The organism is Acidovorax sp. Root217, from assembly GCF_001428645.1.
GTDB lineage: Bacteria > Pseudomonadota > Gammaproteobacteria > Burkholderiales > Burkholderiaceae_C > Acidovorax.
In genome coordinates this window covers 175,879-194,545 of the sequence record NZ_LMIH01000010.1, presented here as the reverse complement: position 1 = coordinate 194,545, position 18,667 = coordinate 175,879, and the positions used below count along the sequence as shown (strand labels likewise).

Here is an 18,667-nt window from a genome sequence, read left to right as displayed (position 1 = left end):
GTCGCTCACTTCCAGCGGGAGCGACCCGCGAGAGATTTCGCGCAAGTATTCCAGCGGCATACCATCACCCCCGAAGAGTTCTCAGGCATCGCATGGTAGCAAAAAGGACAATTCGAAAATGGCGATGAAATGCGCGCACGAGGGAGTGCCATCAGCCATGACGGGATTTGGAAGAACGCCACGTAAGGCGCCCGGGCAAGGCACCGGGCAGGATGACTTACTACTACTCGCGACGACCCTCTCTTTGGGCTACGCTCTGCCGCGCGCTTGACCAGATTTCCAGGCAGAAGTCCGCATCGCGCCACTGGGCCAAACGCGGCATCTGAAGGTGTCCGTGCATGATCTCGTGCACGCGCGCCCCGCCCAACGGGAAGCTGTCGAATGGATGTAGCCAGTGACAGGAAGCAACGGTGGCAGCCGAGCCAGAAGCGAGCAGAGTGGCGCGGCATCGCTGCGCTAGACGCTCGATATCGGTCTCTTGGAGGTAGTACAGGAACTCGCCGAGCACGATCAGTTCGAAGCGCCCCTCAGGCCATTGGTTAGGCACCCAGCCTTGTGCGACCTGGGCGTGGGCGAAGGGCTTGAGCCGGTTGGCCGTGTACTCCACTGCTCGCACTGCTCCGTCCCAGGCCAGAAGCCGGTCGCAGCGCTGCGCCAAAAACTCGGAAACAAAACCGCCAGCGCAGCCCGGTTCGAAAATGGACTCGTATCGCGCATGCGGCAAGCTGGCCAACAACAGGTCGCGCTTGCGAGCCTCGTACCAGCTACCCTCGAAATGCCAGGGGTCCGGGCCCCGGGCGAACAGCGGATCGAAGAAGTTTTGCGGGGCGGGTGCAGTCATAGCACAAAGAAGTATTCGGTGTTCCAGCTCGCGCGGTCAACGATCTCCGGGTCCAGCACTGCGGGCAGGCTGGGCGAGCGGGGCATGAGCTGCGAGCGGTGGCAGGCCAGTGCGTGGAGCTTGCGCGCATGCGAGTCTCCATCAATTCCCACGCCAGCGAGGCGGGTCCAGTCCACCTGCGGATCCCAGGGCTCGGCCCAGTGCCACATCCACACCGGCGCCTCCAGCAGCGCGGCACCTTTGGCCTGGCAGGCTGCAGCGCAGGCACGGCCACAAGCTTCGTGGTCCGGGTGTCCGTCCAGGCGCCAAGTGGTCACGACCACATCCGATGGCTGCACCAAGTCAGCCAATCGGGCTTGCAGGTTGCCGGCTTCCCCGGTAAGCCCGCCGTCGGGCAAGCCCAGGCGTAGCACGGACTCGGTCGAAACGCCGAGGAGCTGCAGGCCGGCGGCGCTTTCGTGTCTGCGCTGCCGGGCCAAAGCCCCTGCATCGTTACCGTCCGCAGCGCGATGGCTGCCCTCGCCATCTGTCACCGCCACCACCAAGCAGGCGCCCCCGCGGGCCACATGGCTGTGCAGCAGGGCACCGCAGGCAAGAATCTCATCGTCGGGGTGGGGTGCCACCACTATCAAGCGCTGCCATTTGCCCACCAACTCGCTGGTGGACAATCGAGGGATTCGTTCCTCCCGCAGCCAGGACTCCCAGAACCGCGTGTCCACGCACGGCTCGCTGATGAGGCGAGTGGCCGGGGGGAGGCCCTCGGCTGCAGCGGGATGGTTCAGAGTGCCCATGGGTAGTTCTCTTGCGCCAGCACTGCGCTGGCAAGGGCCGCATCGTCGCGGTATCCGTGACTCTGGCGAATGAAAACCGGCAGGTCTGCCGCAGCGCGTGCAAACGCCGCGTCGCGGCAGTAGGGCGTTGCGCCCAGCGCGCGCCCGGCTTCCTCCAGCACGCAGTGGGCCGCAGCCTCTGCTGCTTGGCGTACACGCAGTGCCGTGGCCATGGCCTCCGCGTGCGGGTTCGCATCGATCCAGGCGGCGCTCTCGCGCAGCAGCGCGGCCATACCTGCCAACACCCGATCCACCTTGCCGAAGGCTGCAGCGCGGTATGCGAAAGCCGGGTGCTCGGACGACTGACCGCGCATACCGCGATATAGGGAGTCGGCCACGGCCAGCGTGCCGCCATACCAGCAGGCGGCAATGCCTGCACCCCCATGCCAGAAGCCGGGCCTGCGCAGGTAATCTCCAGGCGCGCCCACCAGTGTGGCAGGCGTGGCATCGAACGCCACCTCCGCGCTCAGCGTGTCGGCCATGCCCACGGCCTGCCAGGCGCCGGTGTTCATGCGGATGCTGGCGTGGCCGAGTTCGACGGCGACCAACTGGCTCTGGTCCAGCCCCGGCAGCCATGCGGTCAGCAGGGCGTGGCTGACCCCCTGTGCACCGGAGCACCAGGCCTTAGCGCCGGACAGTTTGGCCAGACCGCTGTCGCCTTGTGGCAGAACTTGCACCCGCTGTCCGGGGACCTCGGCCGCCCAAACCGCCCAAGTCTCGTTGGTCTCGCCTCGATCATGGCCTAGCTCTAGCAGAATGGCCAGTGCATCGCAGTGCCCCTCATACAGCTTCGCTAGTGACAGGCTGTGCTGCGCCACGTGACTCAGCGCCTGCCAGCGCTGCAGCGTCGAACCCGCGCCCGGTCGGGGCAAGCGAGCGAAGCCCATGCCGACCAGTTGCCGAAGCTGTGTGGCAACGGACAGTGCTGCCATACCGGGCAAGGCCTGGGCGAGTGAGGACACGGCGGCGAGCGCATAAGGGTGGGCACGGCGGTCAGGGATGGGCATGCGGGCAAGAGTCGATCTGTTGCTGATTCCGCTCAATTTGGCGGTACGACACTCGTTACCCGGTCAGCAAGCGGCGCCCACTTCTGTGGGACAGACCCCTGACCGCTCGCGCGCAGAGCAAGCGCCTATCCCCATACCTACCGAGTCGAACCCGAAGAGGATGGGATTTGGAGTCGGGCCTCCTCATGGGAGCAAAAGGGCGCGTCCCAGGAGCACGCCTCAGTGGCGCTCGTTGCTTTTCAAGTTCGAACCGACTTCCGTTCAAGTTGCTCTTCCACACCCCGCCGGCGGCAAAGTGGGTCGAGTGGGCCGTCATTCGCTTTGCAGTTTTTCCTACACACTTGTGCAGTCCTTCATTCCATGATCGTCGCTGTAGCGTTATGGAGGTTCTTCATGTTCTTCTCCCCGCATTCCACTTTTCGCGCGGCGACCTTCATCGGTGCCGGCTTATCCATGGTCGCCTACGGCGCATCGGCTTCCGTCGGGCTGACAGAGCCAGCAGAAGCGTTTGCTGGGGAGGAGGCGGGTTCTCAGAGGCAACCGATCAAAGTTGGCCCCGAAGGCGACCTAGCTCAATGCTTGGGGCACCGGCTGGAGGTCCATCTGTTCAAGGGATGCTGAACGATCGCATGGTAACGGCTACTTCGACCAGCCCTGAATAACGCTCAACATCATGAATGATCACCGCGTTGCCCGGTTGGTAGACCTGGGCAATTTCCTGAAGTCAAGGCACTACGAATTCACTACTCCCACGCCATTGACGCACCATCGCGTGCTGCGCAATCGCGTTGAAAAAGCTGCGCGAGATTTGCGTGACATATTCGGCTGGAATTTGCCGTTCGATGGCGCGTTGCTGCCACTGCCATTGCGTGACAAGCTTGTCAGCGAAGGACTCACTCAACAGCAGGATACGGGCATGTACCAAAGCATGGTGCGCGTGAGCAGCTTGGGCGGTGAGCTATACGCCCATTCGCGGTTCCCTACCTCGGAGGCGGATGCCGTTTTCTTTGGCCCCGATACCTACCGTTTTGCGGCACTGATTGCTCAAGAGCTGGCTGCCCACCCGTTGGGAGCGTACGGTCGCATCTTGGACATGGGCTGCGGTGGCGGGCCTGGCGGCATTGTTGCGGCGCGCTCTGCAGGCGGCAGTGTTGATGAATTGGTGCTTGCCGACATCAATCCTGAGGCCTTGGCGCTGGCCAAAGCCAACGCACGCCTTGCACAGGTGGAGTTCTGCACCTTCGTCCAGTCTGACCTGTTCCAAGGCATCACGGGCGACTTCGATCTGATCGTCTCCAACCCGCCGTACCTGGTCGATGCAGACAAGCGCACCTACCGGCATGGCGGCGGCAATTTCGGCGAAGGACTGTCGCAGCGCATTCTGGAGCAATCTATCGCTCACCTCAGGCCTGGCGGTCGCCTTATCCTCTACACCGGCAGTGCCGTGGTGCAGGGGGTAGACGCGTTTTCCGAATGGGCCGCCGGCATTGCAGCACGCACGGGCTGTGCATTCACGCGCCGCGAGATCGATCCCGATGTCTTTGGCGAAGAACTCGACCGGCCGGAGTACGCAGGGGTGGACCGCATCGCCGCCATCGGGCTCGTGGTGCAAAGGCGGCCGGCGTGAGGATTCTGGGCATCGGTGACTGCAACGACTTGGCTGCCATGTACGGCGGCATGCAGGCACGCGGCCACGAGGTGCGGGTGTTCGTGCGCGACCCGGCCAGCCACGGCGTGTTTGCCGGCATGCTCACGCGCACCCATGATTGGCAAAGGGAGCTGGGCTGGATCAGGGAGGCAGGGCCCGAGGGCCTGATCCTCTTCGAGACGGCGGACCAGGGCGCTCAGCAGGATGCATTGCGCAGGGACGGCTTTCAGGTCATCGGCGGCAGCGCCCTGGGCGACCGGCTGGAGGCCGAGCGCGAGTATGGCCAGGCCGTGCTGCGCGAGGCGGGCCTCTGCACCGCGGCCAGCCACTCGTTTACCAGCTACCGTGAGGCCTCGGACTTCATCACCTCGCGGCGGCAGCGCTACGTGCTCAAGTTCAACGGCACCAACAGCCCGCGCACGCGCAACTACATCGCGCAGAAGGGCGACAGCAGCGACCTGGCCGCGCTGCTCCATTTTTACAGCGCGCACGAGGCACCCTTACCGTCCCCGGACTTCGTGCTCATGGAGTACATCGATGGCATCGAGATCGGTGTCGGCGGGTATTTCAACGGCGCGGATTTCCTGGAAACCGCGTGCATCGACTTCGAGCACAAGCGATTCTTTCCGGGTGAGTTGGGCGAGCTGACAGGCGAGATGGGTACCGTGGTCAGCTATGCCGGCAGCGGCAGGCTGCGAGACCAGGTGCTCAAGCCCCTGGCAGGCGTGCTGCGCGATGGCGGCTACTGCGGCTACATCAACGTGAACCTGATGGCCAATGCAGACAGCCTCTGGCCGCTGGAGTTCACCAGCCGCTTCGGCTACCCCGGCTACGCCATCTGCGAGCGCCTGCACCGGGAGCCGTGGGAAGGCATCTTCCAGAAGATGCTGCACCGCTCGGCCACGCGGTTCGAGACGGCGCCGGATTTTGCCGTGGGCATCGTGTTGACGGTGCCGCCGTTCCCCTACACCCAGGGATACGAGGAAATCTCCAAGGGCATTCCCGTGATCCTGGACGAGGACCTGTCGATGGCAGAGCGCGCGGCCATCGCCTTTGCCGAGGTGGAACTGCGCCAGGGCGCGCTCATCACCAGCGGCACCAGCGGCTATGTGGGCGTGGCCACAGGCTGCGCGCCTACCGTGGCGGCGGCCAGCGCCAGCGCGCTGGCGCTGGCGCGCAAGGTCTACGTGCCCAACCTGCGCTACCGCGAAGACATCGGTGTGCGGGTGTCGGACGAGGCCCTTGGCAACCTGCACCGGTGGGGCTATTTGTAGGCACCAGAGGCCGGCCGTAGGAGGCCGCCCACGCGGATCGGAGCGCTGGCCCGATGGTGGCGCAGGCGGCGATGGCCCACCCTCAGGGACATACCTACACACAATACGCCATGTACCTTCATCTGCAGGAACGCCTTCGTTCCGAACCGACCATCGCCCCTCTCGTCCCCATGGCATCCGTCCCGGCTGCGCTCCATGCGCCTCTCTATGACCGTCTGGCCAACCACATTCCGACGCCACCGGAGCGCGAAGCGGCAGCCGATTTTCTGCGCCGCACCCTGCAGGACGTGGCTGCGCACGCGGACGATCTCCCTGACAACCCCGCCGACCTGACGGCCTGGATGGAGGCCAATATCCAGAAGGTACACGGCCAGTACCAGGCCTATCTGGACGAGCGAAAGGCCGGCGCGCCGCGCCGCTATTTCACGAACCGCGCGCATGCCCTGTACTTTCTGCGCAATGTGGCGCCCACCAAGCTGGTCGATGGCTCCTGGCTGTATGGTCTGTGCGCCCACGCCGACAACTCCCGCCTGTCCGACCTGGTCACCACCTATGTGGAAGAACTGGGTGATGGCCTGGCCGACAAGAACCATGTGAAGCTGTACCGCGCCTTGCTGGCCAACTATGGGCTCGACCCAGTGGACGACCTGCCCGACGCGCTTTACCAGCAAGGGCTGGTGCAGGTGGCACTGGGCTGGAATGCGCAGGAGTTTTTGCCCGAGATCGTGGGCTTCAACCTGGGATATGAGCAGTTGCCCCTGCACCTTCTCATCACCTCCTTCGAGCTCAACGAACTGGGCATCGACCCCTACTACTTCACTCTGCACGTCACGGTCGACAATGCCGACACCGGGCATGCCAAGCGCGCCTGCGTAGCGGCGCTGGAGGCCGCGCCGCGCATCGACGATGGTGGGGACTACTGGCGCCGGGTGCGTGCCGGCGCCAAGCTGGGCAACGTGGGCGCCAGCACACTGGACGTGATCAGCGGTTTCGACATCGACAGCGAGGTGGTCGCCATCCTGGCGCGCAAGGCGCCGTCGGGACATGGCGCGCACTCCGACTTCTGCAAGGTGGCGGGTCGCAGCGTGAACGACTGGCTCTCCAGTGCCGACGACCTGCCGCAGTTTCTGGCCGCACTGGAGCAAGCCGGCTGGATCAAGCGCAACCAACCGGTGACCGACAGCCGCTTCTGGCACCTGCTGCAGGGCGAGCGTGCCGAGATGTTCGGCGTGTTCTCGCCCTACGAACTGCAGGTGATCCACGACTGGATCCGCGGCCCGGCCAGTGCCGACGGGGCACCCTTCGAGACAGGCGCCACGCCCGGTACGGGCAAGCGGCAGATGAGCTTTCGCGTGGCCGAGCGGCTCAAGGCCGCCAAGGGTGGGCGGTCCGAGCCCGCTGCGGCGGGGCTGGACACGGACCTGGAAATCTTTGAGCAGCGCTACCCCACGCTCGGCACGGCCGAAAAGCGCGACTTGCTGGTCCAGGCCATGTCGCCGGCCCTGCACTGGACGCCGGTGGGCCTGCTGGCCACCAGGATGTTCCTCAACCGTTCAGTCTAGTCAAAAACGGGGCCTAGCTGGATTGGGTTCCCGATCGAGAAGGCGTCTGGTTACGCCCTTCATCCAGCCCAGCATCTCAGCAGCGTCCGCGATTTGAGGCGCCGTGTAGACCTACGCTGCCCCAGAACGCAACGTGCGACTAGGATCGAGCATCCACTCGCTGAACTTCCACAAATCACCGTGTGAGGAATGAATCTCGTCGAGTTCCGGCCCGACGTTGGGCGTCCCATTGAGGCCCCTGCAGATCAGAGCGCGATGAACACTCGGCGCGATCCCTCGGAAGTACGGTAGGAAGTCGTCAACGAAAGCCAGTGGCGCAAGCTGCTCAATGGCGTCGGCCTTCGGGCTTCGTTGCTCTGCTGAGCGTCCTGTCGCGATCACACGCTCAATGGGAAACCCCGTGTCCCTCAGATTCCTGAGGCGGGCCCCTTCAAATTGGTGAGCAAGCGCAGAGACGCAGACCAGTTCGTACCCCGCGTCATGAAGCCGATGGCATGCTTCAACCGCCAGCTTCAGAGGTGGAAGAGAAGACCAAAATTGCTCGTTCATGCAGGCCCGCAGAGCGGCCAGGCGTTCACCTTCAAGAAATTCGACGGCCCACCGATCGAGGGGAGAGTAAGCATCCTTGTCCCGCTCCAGAGGTCGACGACCAAACGCGCGCTCCCAGACAGAGGCATAGGCCAAGCCGTAGTCGAGGAGCACCCCATCCGCGTCCAGGGCGATGATTGGTTTGGCGCTCATATCAGTGCTCCTGTAGGAAGTCTGGGAGTTGGAGCCGTGTCACTTCCGGGTGTTCCTCAACCGACCAATCATGGCCATGTTTGCAAACACGGCCATGTTACGAGCTGAGCAAGGCTAGCGCCAACGGCTGGTCTTGTTCTCGCACGAAGAAACGAGGTGGTGGCGCTCATTGGTCTGCCTCGGGCGGAATTGGAACCCATGGCAAGCCCTGGCGCCATGACTGCACATCCACGAACTCCCGCTCGCAGCCCGTGCAGCGAAGCCGCTGCGTCGTGCGCATTGCACCGTTGGCATCGCGCGCGATCACCTTGCGGTAGTTGGTCGCGCTGCAGATGCCGCAGCAGTTCCTGGGTGATGGGGAAACGGGTTCCATGCCTGCAGTACTACCCACGATCATCCACGACGTTGAACTCGAACCTGAAATTGACAGCGACCGTGTCGGGTAGCGTCAACACCAGCCGGGTTTCCTGGGGATGGAAGATGGTCTCGCCATCGCTATCAACAGCGCCTTGGCTGACCGAGAGAGTCTCGATCTTGCTGGTCAGCGTCTCGCGGGTTGCATCCCAACCGAACTGACCGAGGCGCAGCTTCTGGCGCTGCAGCCAGGTCCAGATTTCTACAAGCTCGGCTTCGACCTCTGGCTGCTGACCGCGGCTGGTTTGGGCCAGGGCGGAGAACTCGTACTGTTGGTCGCGCAGGACCCATTTGAATTGGAAGTGTTTCATCGTTGGGTGGCAAGAATGAAGGGATTGTCCCAAATGCGCCAGATTGGCCGCGCACCAAAGACAAAGGGCCGGCCTTCTCTGGGTCTGCCCAAGGGAAGACCCATGCGAGGTTCTCTTGCCCATGTTGCTTGCAGGACCTGACTCGCGTCAGGCAATTGTCCCTATCCACTCTTGTGCCGGCGCAACCTGACCATGAGAGCCCAGGACAGACGACGTCGCTGTTCGAGGCATTGGAGGCTTCTCTAGTCAGGCAGGACACCCTGGGGCAGAATGTCCTTGAGAGCCATTACCCGGCTAAGGTGGACTACTCCATTACCCGAATCTTGAACTTCCACGGGCATTTGCACCGGCAGGTGGTGCCCCAACCGAGACCACCCACTTCGTGAATGTGGGCTGGGACGTCACACAAGGACCGCCATGCCTCTGAATCCCAAGATCGTTAAACGGCGATCCCACAAGTCTGGACGAGCATGCATCGATAGCCGCTACCGCTTCCCTTTGCCGGAGATCGGGTGGAAGGTTGGCGCCCGCGTGTATTTCTCGCGGATGGATGCTGGCAAGGGGTTCATGGTCAGCATCAAACCAGGGCCGCTACTGAACGGGCGGATGCTCTCCAGTCGGATTCAGCGCATCGGCTTTACAGAGTCTGCCAAAGTCCACAAGAATCCCCGCCGGAGTTGGCCATGAAACTGCTCGTGTGCTCGGACCTGCATCCCCTCAAGCGCAGTTGGATCCGGTGCGCACAATAGGAATTCTTGTGTGCGGTCCAGGCCATATGCGTGAAGTGAGTGAACGCGCAAGCATGATGCAACTGATCAGAGAGTCAGCAGTCGCTGCACCAATTCTCTGGAAGCCTGAGCCGTCAAGCCGGTCTTCCCGTTGACCAGAAACAGGGCGCGGTTGAAGGGCCTGTACAGCCAAGACCTGTCATCGACGGCCAGCCAAGGGCTTGCAACCCGCCCATTGGCCCGAAGCCACGCATTGCACTCAGCCTCCCGCTCGAAACTCACCAACGTATCCGGAACATCGTTGAGCGCCGGAAAGTGGGGCGTCACTCCGATGACCCGATGCGAGATGTCCGCAGAAAACCGCCGAGCCAGATCCTCAGGTCGGTGTTGATGCCGCCAGGTGCTCGTAATGACGATCTCAACATCAGGAGCATGTCGCACTGCCTCTTCGAAAAACGGGAGGCAGCAGAAGTGCTTGGACTCGTGGCAGAACTCCGGGTGCAGCACACCATCGAAGTCAAGGAACAGTGTTCGCATGTCATCAGAGTACTGCGCACGGACTTGAATGCCAACGAAACTTGTATCCACCAAGGTGGCTATAGGGCTGTAGCTGAGGCAAGGCGCCTACAGAGTAGCTCGAAGCAAGCACGGCGATTTGCAGCGGGCGATCATGCCGGTGAAAATCTACCGTGCATAGGTCTTCAATCTGTGCCCGGATGGTGAGCGTGCAAGCGTTGGGTGCCTCGCGACGGTAGGGCATCCGGCCATGCAGGTGCAGGGAGAAAACCGTATGGCGACATCCCTGGCCCATCTGCAGCACTCGAGAGGTTCTCAGGCATCACGGGCAAAGTCAGGCGCATTCAAGCGTGCGCTGCAGCAATTAGTTAGACCAACTGCCCAGATGTCCTCGTATTGATTGGAACGACATGGCCCAAACATCCTCCAGTAGCTGTTTCAATGCTCAAGAATCTTCTGGGCGTGACGATCTCCGGGGCAGGTTGCCAGCCGAAGTGCGCCAGGGCTACGAACCCGACGATGGCCCTCTCTCGCCAGCACAGATAGCTGCGGTGCAAGCGGTGGCCGATGAGGCACTGCCCAAAGGCGCTGTGGTCAGCAGGCGTTGTCTGTTTCCTCAAGCTGGACACAGGAACCTTTGACATGGGGTGGCCGGCGACCGTTTCACCGTGGGACCGAGTACTCCGCCGAAGCCTAAAGCCAGACGCAATACTTCGAACGCGACTTCTACGTTAGCGAATTTGGCATGTTAGCTGCACAGCTAACATGGCCAAAACAGCTAATAACAACTAAGTTGCGTTAGGTGTGCCATCGGAGGCCCGACCTCCTCAGCTATGCCCCATCAGTTTAATGAGGTCGCATAAAAAGGGCGGCGGTACATCGCTGGCAGGAGATCGGGGAAGGCAGGATCGAACGAAACGCGCCTCCGATCAGTCATGGAAAAATGTTGGATGCCATGGATCATCAACAGTTTCGTTTGAGAAGCAGGGACTATGAAATGCGGAGCTTGTACCGGCGAACGTCTCGTTCACGAAACACGCGATGTAGAGCGTGAGCATTGAGTCGTGACCCTGATGATCAAAGACGTGTCCGGCAGGTTCTGCTCCGACTGCGGAGAGGTTGCCATGGACCGAACCGAGGCTGGTGCGTACATGGAGAGACTGAAAGAGGCTCAAGCTTCAAACGACCCAGGTGGCTAGAACATACATCTGCCGAAAGCTGATGCGCTTGCGCTGAAGGCGCCCCTTGAATTGCGCGAGCGAAAGCACACGTCACCAACAGGATTAGATCCCACGAACCGCTCGCGAGGCCTACGCTGATCTGCAGTGCCATGATGTCTTTCAAGGAGTTCATCCATGACGGAGCGTCTCGACCTTTTCCCGGCTGCGCCACTGTTGCTTCGGTTGCCAGATGAGTCTCTCTTTAGCTTGGTGAGTCGCCATCATTTTCTCTGGGGAAACTCAGTCGCGTCTACAACCAGCAGACAGTTCTTCTCACATGCGCGAAGTGCTGCTCACCATGACTTCCTCAATTGGCTCCAAAGTTTTGTCGAGCGCACGGGTGGGGTCTATGGCGACGTGCGGCATGTAGCAATCAATCTCACTCTACTGAAGTTCTATCAGCCATTTCTATCCCAAGAAGAGGTGAGCAATGCTGTCGAATACCTCTCGCATGGCAGGATAGCGCTCCTCCGACTCCGGCTTGGAATCTATACGAGCGGATTCCGTGCCAACCATCCTCTTAAGGCTTGTGTCGGTTGCATGCAGGAAGACATGCATAGTTGTGGTTGGACTTACTGGCACATGAAGCATCAGTATCCAGGTGTCTGGATTTGCACTAAGCACGGAATGCCGCTCCAGCAATCCAAGTCAATCGGAGTCGGACGGTTTCACTGGGTGCTGCCCCGGTTGGATGATCTTCACGATTGCATCGCTAACGCCGGACTATCGGCCACTCATCACCTTGAGGTATTCGCTGGCTTCGCGGATCTGGTTGAAGCGGCAGTTTCAGAGGGCACTCGGTCAAAACTTGAGGTGGATCGTTTTCATGAACGCTATCGCGCGGAGTTCATGAACCGCGGATGGGTGTCGGAGGGTGGCCAATTGCGTCTAAAAGCGATTTCAGCTTCATTCGTGGACCACCTGCGTTTCTTTCCGGACCTTGATGAGCTAGCAGGCTTTCCGCGGACAGTCCAGCAAGCCTCTCCACAACTAAGCCGCTTGCTAAGCAGTCCGCAAAACAAAACTCATCCATTGCGCCATCTTGTGATGATCCACTGGTTGTTTGGAACATGGGAAAAGTTCTCGCGCTTCCATCCCGTCGGACGGGTTGCCCCGACGGTAGGACAGGCTCAGTCGCGCAGCGACGAGGTAGTAGACATTCGCAAGGAGGAACTCTATCTTTTGTTACGCAACATAAATGTTTCGTTGAGGGCTGCTGCTTCCCGCATTGGGGTCGATACGCAAACCGCGTTGGCATGGGCAGCGACGATGGGCCTCGCCATACATCGGCGGCCAAAGATCTTGCATCCAGATGTGCGCGAGCAAGTGATTCGTCGGCTGCGTAGTGGTGCAGATAAATCTGTGGTCGCCTCCGAAGCGGGCGTTTCCGTACAGACCATAGCGCGACTGTTGTTGGCAGAAGTCGGTCTGCACCGAACTTGGATGGATGTGAGGCACGAGAGGGCACGTGGCCGAGCGAGGAAAATCTGGACCAAGCTGCTCAAGACATCCGGTGGTGTGGGCGTCAAATGGATGCGTGCGATGGAACCGGCCGTCTACTCTTGGCTGTATCGTAATGATCGCGCATGGCTGAATGAACATAAGCCCTGTCAGAGTCCTCAGCGCCGTCAGAATGCAACCTCTGTCGACTGGAAGGCAAGAGACGAGCTGTTGTGCGTTGCGGTAGAAAAGGCGTGTCTCACGCTGCTGTCCGAGCATGGTGAGCGCCTCAAGCATGCCAACCAGCTGTATCCACTGATTCCCCAACTGCACTCCAAGCGCAGACAGCTGGACAAGTTGCCTCTGACGAGGAGGGCGATAGAGCGGGCTCTTGTAGCGCGACCTCCTGGAGCAGGTGACCTCTTCACTTGATCAAAAACCCGAACCGTCGAACTAGGCTCTTGATATGCAGATATGCATTGAGTTATGCTTAACGCATGGATTCATTTGAGCTCAAGGCCCGAGCTGAAAACGCCCGTCGCATCTGCCAGTTGCATGGCATCTCTCAAGCCGAGATCGCCGCCCATGTTGGAGCAAGCCAGTCTCAGGTAAGCCGGATTCTGAGCGGCGAGAACATGAGAACGTCGCGACTTTTTGAAGACGTTTGCCTTTTTGCTGAAAGGTTTGAGGGAGGCGTTACGGCTGAGGTCGTGCGTTCGAACCAAGAGCTGATCGACGCGCTGCAAGGCACATGGGACGGCTCTGCGACTCACGCACGAGCACTTGCATCTGTCATTCGCTCGTTGGCGGTTTTACGTCCGCCGCCTCGTTGAAAGAACCATTTGGAGGTCGATATGTCCACACTTGTCCAACTTTCACCATTTCCTGAGGAATTGGATCGTGGCTATCTTGGGCGTTTGATGTTGGCCAATGGATGTATAGACACATGTTCGGCGTTTAATTTGATAGAAAGGCACTTTCAAATTGAGCGCGGATCACGTACAACGCATGATTTATTAAGTCGTGCTGCTCAAATGGATTCACGGCATTTCGGGTTACGTCATACCACAATGCCGCTGACCGATGGTATATCGATGTTTCGGGGGGCGGAGTGCTTTCCTGAAACTACATTGAAGCCTGAGCGTAGCTCTAAGCGAAGAAAGGTTACCACCAATTTTTGCGAAGAGTGCATGAAAGCTGACGTCAAATTCCACGGGATAAGTTACTGGCGCCGGGAACACCAGACACCTGGACATCTTTGGTGCGAAAAACATCAGAGCCCACTTAGATTTATTTATACGGCCGAGCCCGGATTGCGTACACCGAGCTTCTATGTCGATCAGGGCGGGAAGGTGTCCGACGGCCTGGTGGTCGAAGCACAGAGGAACTATGGTGTACAACAGTACCTATTGCTAGTCGATGCCCTTTATGAGCGCGAAAAACCTCTAGACGGAGATAGTGTCCATGCTGCAATCTTTGAAAGAGCCGCCAATCTTGGGATGGGTATTCGAAGGAAAGATACAGCGCGCGTATTTATAGATGACCGGGTGAGGGATCAGTTTCCCGCAACATGGTTAAATAATGTTTTTGGCGATTTATCCAATCGAGATCTGGGTTGGTGGATGAATAATGGTGATCGGCAGGTGCATTCGAAATTGGTGCTTATTGCAGCTCTTTTCGAGTCATGTGAGCAGGCATATGAGACGATTGCTCAGGTGGAGTGTAAGCTTATCAAAATGGATGCTGGTCGGGTATTCGCTACTGTGGGCGATGAGCGATCGCGCGACGCTCTCAATGCATATCGGAATGCTTCAGGGATCTACAGCGCAGTCTCGCGCGATAGCGACGGTTTTCCAGATGCACGAATGCTGAAGAAGATGGGACTCCCTGATCTTGAGATGGATGGGGTGGCGGTGCATTTGGTCAAAAAGGGGCTTGAGCGATTTTTTCTCGAACAAGGTTCGATCGCGGACAGTGCGGAGGTGAGCGGTCTTTCCGTGCAAGCGATGGAACAGTTGATTAGAAATTGCGCACCGAACATGTGGGGTGTACTGAGAGCAATGAACGAGGGCTTCGTCCAACCGCAATTCCGAGCGGATATATTAAGAAAGCGCGCGGCGACCAGTCGAAGCTTGAGAGTCTCGGCTAAGGGATTTGTGGGGGCAAGAAAATAACGGCTGATCGCCCAACCGACTATGGTCGCTTGCTCCAGAAATTTTGCCAAAAAGTCTGGTCCCTGGCGGTAAGATCTTCGTATCGGGCCATCATCAGGGGATTGTTGCTTCTCAGTGCGATGACTGCCGGCCCTATCGGCGATAGAAGTGTGTCTGCAGCAACCTCAAAATCTTCAATGCGAAGATCATCGTCTTTACGCTCGAAAGCTACTCGGTGTGCTGCTACCCAAAGAGCGATGATCAGCCTTTGCACGCCCGCTGTCTTCTCCACTATGAGGGTAGCAACATCGTCGGTAATCTGCAGAGGGGTGGCGACATACTGGTAGGTTGAAAGTGGAGCCAGGAAAGTGTTCTTGAATGCCGTGCTTAACGGATCGGCGAAGTGCTTGAAAGCATGAAAACCTGACGTGACAAACCGCTCAGTTGTGCTGAGGCGTTTTGTCAGCGCTCCGATGCCATCAGGCGTACCTGACACAAGAAGCGGAATTTGCCAGACATTCATGAGGTTCAGGAGCCATCTCAGAGACTGATCCTCCTGGACGCTGAGTTCTTGAGTTGCGTCCCGGCTCTTGACCCTTCTGCGAACCTCCAACGGCGAAAGCTTAAAGAAATTTTGAACTTCATCGAGATGCAGGAAGCCCAGGAAATGGGAGCTTGCCACTTGGCGCCATTCTTCAAGCATCGCCATTCCTGAGCGCGGACTTTTCCTTTGCAGCGAGTCCTCGAATCGATCGCTGCCTGTTGTACGCATCCATGCGCTCATCAAAGCCACCGCTAAGTCTCTTGGCTTTCCTCCTGGAGGAACGTCAGTGGATATCCAAGTCACCTGGGTATGAGCACCGGCTATTTTGGGGAAAGACTCGTGTTCAATGATCCTAGGGAAGAGATGCAGAGCTCGCGTGATAGCCTCTGTTTTTCCAGCGCCTGAGATGCCTTCCACAGCTGCGCCAAACGCTGGGGAGCCACTTCGCTTCCATATCTGCGACGCTTCCCCGCCCTTGAGGGTCCACGTGCTTGGAAGGGTTGGATCGGTATGCTTGTAGTTCTGCCGTATCATCAAATCCATGGTCTGATGCGTTTGTATGCCCTCCAGGCTCGGCAGATGAAGTCTTCGCAGGTCCTGCAGCATGTGCAAGCGTATGTGCCGGGGGATAGATCCAATGTCGCTAGGCGGACGCGCTGGCAGGTCAACAAGCTTTCTTCTGGCTTCCTCGGGGGACAGGATTGGCCCCAAACCTTTGATCAGCATGTTCCCTGCATAGGGATCGTATGAGCTAGGATGTGATTTCATGTGGCGCCGCATTCATTTGGGAGTAGATGTCGGTCATCATTTCCTCGTGGCATTGCTGAGCTTCGGAGCGAACCTCAGGAGTACCACAGATGCCCGCTGAGCCAAGATCGGACGCGGCGGCGATGCCTTTTTCCATAGCCCGAGCTTCCTTGATTGTTGGCACAGGACCCCTAGTTTGGGCGAGCGCATCTTGTGTTTGTTTGGCCGCACGGGCTTTGATGTTGTCCATACGTTGCAGGGCTTTGACGCTCTCGACAACGGCCTGATGGTTGATATCAGCGGACTGCAGCAGTTGATAGGCGAATGCATCAGCCTTCTCATCACGGGTTAGTCCTGGAGCTGCCAGAGAGTGATCCGAGATGGCGAGTTCAAGCATCCCATCCCCCGACCGGTTTGGCGTCCAAATTAGTGAGTTGGAGCCGGGGTAGGGATAGGCCGTGATACGTTGCACGCCATGGTTGCGCGCGTACGTTGACCATTGCTCTTGCTCGGCCTCTGGGCATGAGTAGTAGTCCCCGTCAAAGCAAACGCCACGCTTCGTTATCCATGCGGCTTCTGCTGGGAGCAGGCGCGAAACCGATTCGACGAACGGCACCACTTTTCGGTAGCCGATGCCGACCGCATGACCCCACCGCCATAGTCCGGCCGGCGAAGGGTAGACGCCATCGGCAATCATGTGTGCGTCAACACGCTTCTTTCGATCAGCAGTCAAGTTGTAGCGGAAGAAGCACTCGGAGAGAAAGTGCATGTAGTGCTGAACGGTCATGGTTGCCTCAGAAGGGTTCGACCTTCTGAGGTCGTACTCTTTGCGCCGTGCATCCATCGCTCCAGGCATGAAGTTGTATTGAACGTCCTTCATGATTCGATGCATGACCTCTACGACGCCTTTTAGATCTGGCCGGAACGGAGGGGCGTAGCTCAAATTCATCGTCACATCTGCCCCCGTCGCCTTGGCTGCTATCGATAGGTATTCACCGCGGTCGCACATCAGTCTGTAGGGAATGGTCGGGAGTGGATCCAGCGACTGTCGCATCGCGTAATTCCACAGTGTTGCCATGACCTGCGTGGGGGCGACAATGTTCAGCAGGCTAATACGGGCAGTCGTCCAGCTAGGGCCGGAGAGGCAGACGTAGAAGCCAACCACAGCCGTTGACCATACGTCTACGATGACATAGACAATCGGTCTGCCAATGATCCAGGCGGGGTTGATTGAAGACCGGAGGTAGATGTCGCCAATCGTCGAGTCGATCGCATAGACATGGCCAGGCCCGGCAGCGTCCTGCCAACTGACTCCGGACAACCCGCGCAGACTGCGTTGGAAGTGGCCAGCACTCGTCTTTTGGAGAATCTTCTCCAGCCATTGCACTTCTTCGGTGAGAACGCGCTTGACTTGGGTTTTACTTGGATACTCGCCCGGCAAGGGCGGCACCACCTCGATGTCCCCTTTTTCATTGAAGCAGTACTTTTTACTAAAGCCATCTTTGATGATTCGGTCATACCTTTCACGCATCGACTTTTTCGGCGTTGGCTGGCGTTTGTCGACCGCAATGATGATGTCGCTCCATGCTTTGCTCATGCCCGGTTGCATAGGTTCGCCCCAGCATCCGAAATACTTATGGTGAATCCGTTGCGCCTGTGTTTTGCGCCCAGATTTTTTTCGCGTACCGCCTTCGTCGACGTAGCGCTTTTCACCCGGTGCGCCGCATCGGTCGTATCCAAGTAGCAGGCTCTTCGTAGTGAGGCCTAGAACGCACAGGAGTGACCAAAGATCTCTGACGTGTCTCTCACTAACCCCGTGCCTGTCCATAGCATCTCTTATAAGCCCTCCTAGACCGCGATGCACAAGGAGCGACTCTTCCAAACGCACGTAGTCCAGGAAGCTCGCCATGACCTCGCATCGATGCTGATACTCTTCGTTGTGTCTGAGCGGTTCATCCTGCTCGTGGTATTTCGAGGGCAGTTTCAGTTCGATTGGGACCACACTGTGATCTGCAAGCAACTGCATCAAATCTGTCTTGCGAACCCACTTCAGTTGGCCCATCAGTTGGGGCTGCTTTGGACGGTTTAAGCGTTTAGGATTCTTGGACTTTGGACGACCACCCGGCTTCCTGAAATTAGGGTCGTCCGGCTTCATCAAGACAATGACCGTGTGCTCGTAGGGACCATTGAGGATGACGCGGTACAGGCCGGCGTTTAAGCCGCACTCAGAGACGAGCAAGTGAAATGCTTGGTTGTGCGCTAGATCCATGCAGTCCTCCCGGATGCGATAGGGTTGAGCGAGACAAACTCCGCTGAACTGATTTGACTCAGCGGCTGGTGAGGTCGCCAACCTCTACGCAAATCAATGGGAAGTTCACCTCGCCAGACTGCTTGCCACAGCGCCTTTTGGGCTGGGTACTGATCCCCGCCAAGCTCATGCGCGAGTTGGCTGGTGACTAGAGTCTGGGAAGAATCGCACATGGCGCGTGCGACTGTGCATGCGAGTTGAATGTGACTATCGGGGGATTCGTCGGCGAGCCCCCAACTAGATGTCCGGAGCAGAGTCAAAGCCACTGATTTTGCGTATGTCTCTGAGGTGATCAGTAACCACCTGACTCCACGTACTTCCCAGTAAGTTTTCTCCAGCCGCAGTAGCTCAACAGCTCTCTTGCTCAAGTCGGAAAATGATCC

At 58.9% G+C, this 18,667-nt stretch carries 16 protein-coding genes; 8 read left to right on the top strand and 8 right to left on the bottom strand.

What is annotated here, in order from left to right:
* Positions 1 to 223: 223 nt before the first annotated feature.
* Genes ASE31_RS09140 through ASE31_RS09130 form a run of 3 tightly spaced genes read right to left on the bottom strand, consistent with a single transcriptional unit; the run spans position 224 to position 2,678 of the window.
* Positions 224 to 841, bottom strand: coding sequence for an SAM-dependent methyltransferase (locus ASE31_RS09140; RefSeq protein WP_057201330.1), 618 nt, complete (start codon positions 839 to 841; stop codon positions 224 to 226).
* Entirely contained in the window at positions 838 to 1,632 is a 795-nt protein-coding gene (locus ASE31_RS09135; protein WP_057201329.1) for a PIG-L deacetylase family protein, read from the bottom strand. The genes ASE31_RS09140 and ASE31_RS09135 overlap by 4 nt, the downstream gene beginning before the upstream one ends.
* Complete coding sequence (locus ASE31_RS09130) at positions 1,620 to 2,678, bottom strand: acyl-CoA/acyl-ACP dehydrogenase (RefSeq protein ID WP_057201328.1); 1,059 nt, start codon at positions 2,676 to 2,678, stop codon at positions 1,620 to 1,622. The genes ASE31_RS09135 and ASE31_RS09130 overlap by 13 nt, the downstream gene beginning before the upstream one ends.
* A gap of 360 nt (positions 2,679 to 3,038) precedes the next feature.
* On the opposite strand from ASE31_RS09130, the gene ASE31_RS09125 reads away from it, so the two are divergent.
* From ASE31_RS09125 to ASE31_RS09110, 4 genes are all read left to right on the top strand, one after another.
* The gene (locus tag ASE31_RS09125) at positions 3,039 to 3,299 is read left to right on the top strand and encodes a hypothetical protein (RefSeq protein ID WP_057201327.1); all 261 of its coding nucleotides are present in this window, start codon (positions 3,039 to 3,041) and stop codon (positions 3,297 to 3,299) included.
* A 52-nt stretch (positions 3,300 to 3,351) separates the two neighbouring features.
* Positions 3,352 to 4,305, top strand: coding sequence for a class I SAM-dependent methyltransferase (locus ASE31_RS09120; RefSeq protein WP_057201326.1), 954 nt, complete (start codon positions 3,352 to 3,354; stop codon positions 4,303 to 4,305).
* The gene (locus ASE31_RS09115) at positions 4,302 to 5,600 is read left to right on the top strand and encodes a hypothetical protein (RefSeq protein ID WP_057201325.1); all 1,299 of its coding nucleotides are present in this window, start codon (positions 4,302 to 4,304) and stop codon (positions 5,598 to 5,600) included. Before ASE31_RS09120 ends, ASE31_RS09115 begins: the two co-directional genes overlap by 4 nt.
* Before the next feature lie 170 nt (positions 5,601 to 5,770).
* A complete protein-coding gene (locus ASE31_RS09110) occupies positions 5,771 to 7,162 on the top strand; it encodes an iron-containing redox enzyme family protein (RefSeq protein WP_057201324.1) in 1,392 nt (463 codons plus the stop codon).
* Between the two features lie 111 nt (positions 7,163 to 7,273).
* Here ASE31_RS09110 and ASE31_RS09105 read toward each other — a convergent pair whose 3' ends face one another.
* The 3 genes from ASE31_RS09105 to ASE31_RS09095 form a co-directional block, all read right to left on the bottom strand.
* A complete protein-coding gene (locus ASE31_RS09105) occupies positions 7,274 to 7,903 on the bottom strand; it encodes a phosphate acetyltransferase (RefSeq protein WP_057201323.1) in 630 nt (209 codons plus the stop codon).
* Between the two features lie 383 nt (positions 7,904 to 8,286).
* Complete coding sequence (locus tag ASE31_RS09100; RefSeq protein ID WP_057201322.1) at positions 8,287 to 8,628, bottom strand: hypothetical protein; 342 nt, start codon at positions 8,626 to 8,628, stop codon at positions 8,287 to 8,289.
* 815 nt (positions 8,629 to 9,443) lie between these two features.
* Positions 9,444 to 9,893: an HAD domain-containing protein gene (locus tag ASE31_RS09095; protein ID WP_057201321.1), complete on the bottom strand. Its 450-nt coding sequence runs from the start codon at positions 9,891 to 9,893 to the stop codon at positions 9,444 to 9,446.
* Positions 9,894 to 10,945: 1,052 nt separating this feature from the next.
* Between ASE31_RS09095 and ASE31_RS33090 the strand changes: the two genes are divergently transcribed.
* The 4 genes from ASE31_RS33090 (at position 10,946) to ASE31_RS30930 (ending at position 14,706) form a co-directional block, all read left to right on the top strand.
* The gene (locus ASE31_RS33090; RefSeq protein ID WP_369819447.1) at positions 10,946 to 11,071 is read left to right on the top strand and encodes a YgiT-type zinc finger protein; all 126 of its coding nucleotides are present in this window, start codon (positions 10,946 to 10,948) and stop codon (positions 11,069 to 11,071) included.
* A 156-nt stretch (positions 11,072 to 11,227) separates the two neighbouring features.
* Positions 11,228 to 12,964 carry a TnsD family Tn7-like transposition protein gene (locus tag ASE31_RS30940; protein WP_082604090.1) on the top strand — a complete coding sequence of 579 codons (1,737 nt, stop codon included), beginning with the start codon at positions 11,228 to 11,230 and terminating at the stop codon, positions 12,962 to 12,964.
* 65 nt (positions 12,965 to 13,029) lie between these two features.
* Positions 13,030 to 13,365 carry a helix-turn-helix transcriptional regulator gene (locus tag ASE31_RS30935; RefSeq protein ID WP_082604089.1) on the top strand — a complete coding sequence of 112 codons (336 nt, stop codon included), beginning with the start codon at positions 13,030 to 13,032 and terminating at the stop codon, positions 13,363 to 13,365.
* A 21-nt stretch (positions 13,366 to 13,386) separates the two neighbouring features.
* Complete coding sequence (locus tag ASE31_RS30930; RefSeq protein WP_157412424.1) at positions 13,387 to 14,706, top strand: TniQ family protein; 1,320 nt, start codon at positions 13,387 to 13,389, stop codon at positions 14,704 to 14,706.
* Positions 14,707 to 14,725: 19 nt separating this feature from the next.
* Here ASE31_RS30930 and ASE31_RS09090 read toward each other — a convergent pair whose 3' ends face one another.
* Together ASE31_RS09090 and ASE31_RS09085 are read right to left on the bottom strand one after the other, a co-directional pair.
* A complete protein-coding gene (locus ASE31_RS09090) occupies positions 14,726 to 15,955 on the bottom strand; it encodes an AAA family ATPase (RefSeq protein ID WP_057201320.1) in 1,230 nt (409 codons plus the stop codon).
* 25 nt (positions 15,956 to 15,980) lie between these two features.
* A complete protein-coding gene (locus tag ASE31_RS09085; RefSeq protein ID WP_057201319.1) occupies positions 15,981 to 18,245 on the bottom strand; it encodes a DDE-type integrase/transposase/recombinase in 2,265 nt (754 codons plus the stop codon).
* Positions 18,246 to 18,667 lie beyond the last annotated feature (422 nt).

What these genes read in the sequence shown, in the direction of transcription:
- ASE31_RS09140 (WP_057201330.1), bottom strand. Translation starts at nt 841, where the DNA reads ATGACTGCACCCGCCCCGCAAAACTTCTTCGATCCGCTGTTCGCCCGG.
- ASE31_RS09135 (WP_057201329.1), bottom strand. Translation starts at nt 1,632, where the DNA reads ATGGGCACTCTGAACCATCCCGCTGCAGCCGAGGGCCTCCCCCCGGCC.
- ASE31_RS09130 (WP_057201328.1), bottom strand. Translation starts at nt 2,678, where the DNA reads ATGCCCATCCCTGACCGCCGTGCCCACCCTTATGCGCTCGCCGCCGTG.
- ASE31_RS09125 (WP_057201327.1), top strand. Translation starts at nt 3,039, where the DNA reads ATGATCGTCGCTGTAGCGTTATGGAGGTTCTTCATGTTCTTCTCCCCG.
- ASE31_RS09120 (WP_057201326.1), top strand. Translation starts at nt 3,352, where the DNA reads ATGAATGATCACCGCGTTGCCCGGTTGGTAGACCTGGGCAATTTCCTG.
- ASE31_RS09110 (WP_057201324.1), top strand. Translation starts at nt 5,771, where the DNA reads ATGGCATCCGTCCCGGCTGCGCTCCATGCGCCTCTCTATGACCGTCTG.
- ASE31_RS09105 (WP_057201323.1), bottom strand. Translation starts at nt 7,903, where the DNA reads ATGAGCGCCAAACCAATCATCGCCCTGGACGCGGATGGGGTGCTCCTC.
- ASE31_RS09100 (WP_057201322.1), bottom strand. Translation starts at nt 8,628, where the DNA reads ATGAAACACTTCCAATTCAAATGGGTCCTGCGCGACCAACAGTACGAG.
- ASE31_RS09095 (WP_057201321.1), bottom strand. Translation starts at nt 9,893, where the DNA reads ATGCGAACACTGTTCCTTGACTTCGATGGTGTGCTGCACCCGGAGTTC.
- ASE31_RS33090 (WP_369819447.1), top strand. Translation starts at nt 10,946, where the DNA reads ATGATCAAAGACGTGTCCGGCAGGTTCTGCTCCGACTGCGGAGAGGTT.
- ASE31_RS30940 (WP_082604090.1), top strand. Translation starts at nt 11,228, where the DNA reads ATGACGGAGCGTCTCGACCTTTTCCCGGCTGCGCCACTGTTGCTTCGG.
- ASE31_RS30935 (WP_082604089.1), top strand. Translation starts at nt 13,030, where the DNA reads ATGGATTCATTTGAGCTCAAGGCCCGAGCTGAAAACGCCCGTCGCATC.
- ASE31_RS30930 (WP_157412424.1), top strand. Translation starts at nt 13,387, where the DNA reads ATGTCCACACTTGTCCAACTTTCACCATTTCCTGAGGAATTGGATCGT.
- ASE31_RS09090 (WP_057201320.1), bottom strand. Translation starts at nt 15,955, where the DNA reads ATGCTGATCAAAGGTTTGGGGCCAATCCTGTCCCCCGAGGAAGCCAGA.
- ASE31_RS09085 (WP_057201319.1), bottom strand. Translation starts at nt 18,245, where the DNA reads ATGGATCTAGCGCACAACCAAGCATTTCACTTGCTCGTCTCTGAGTGC.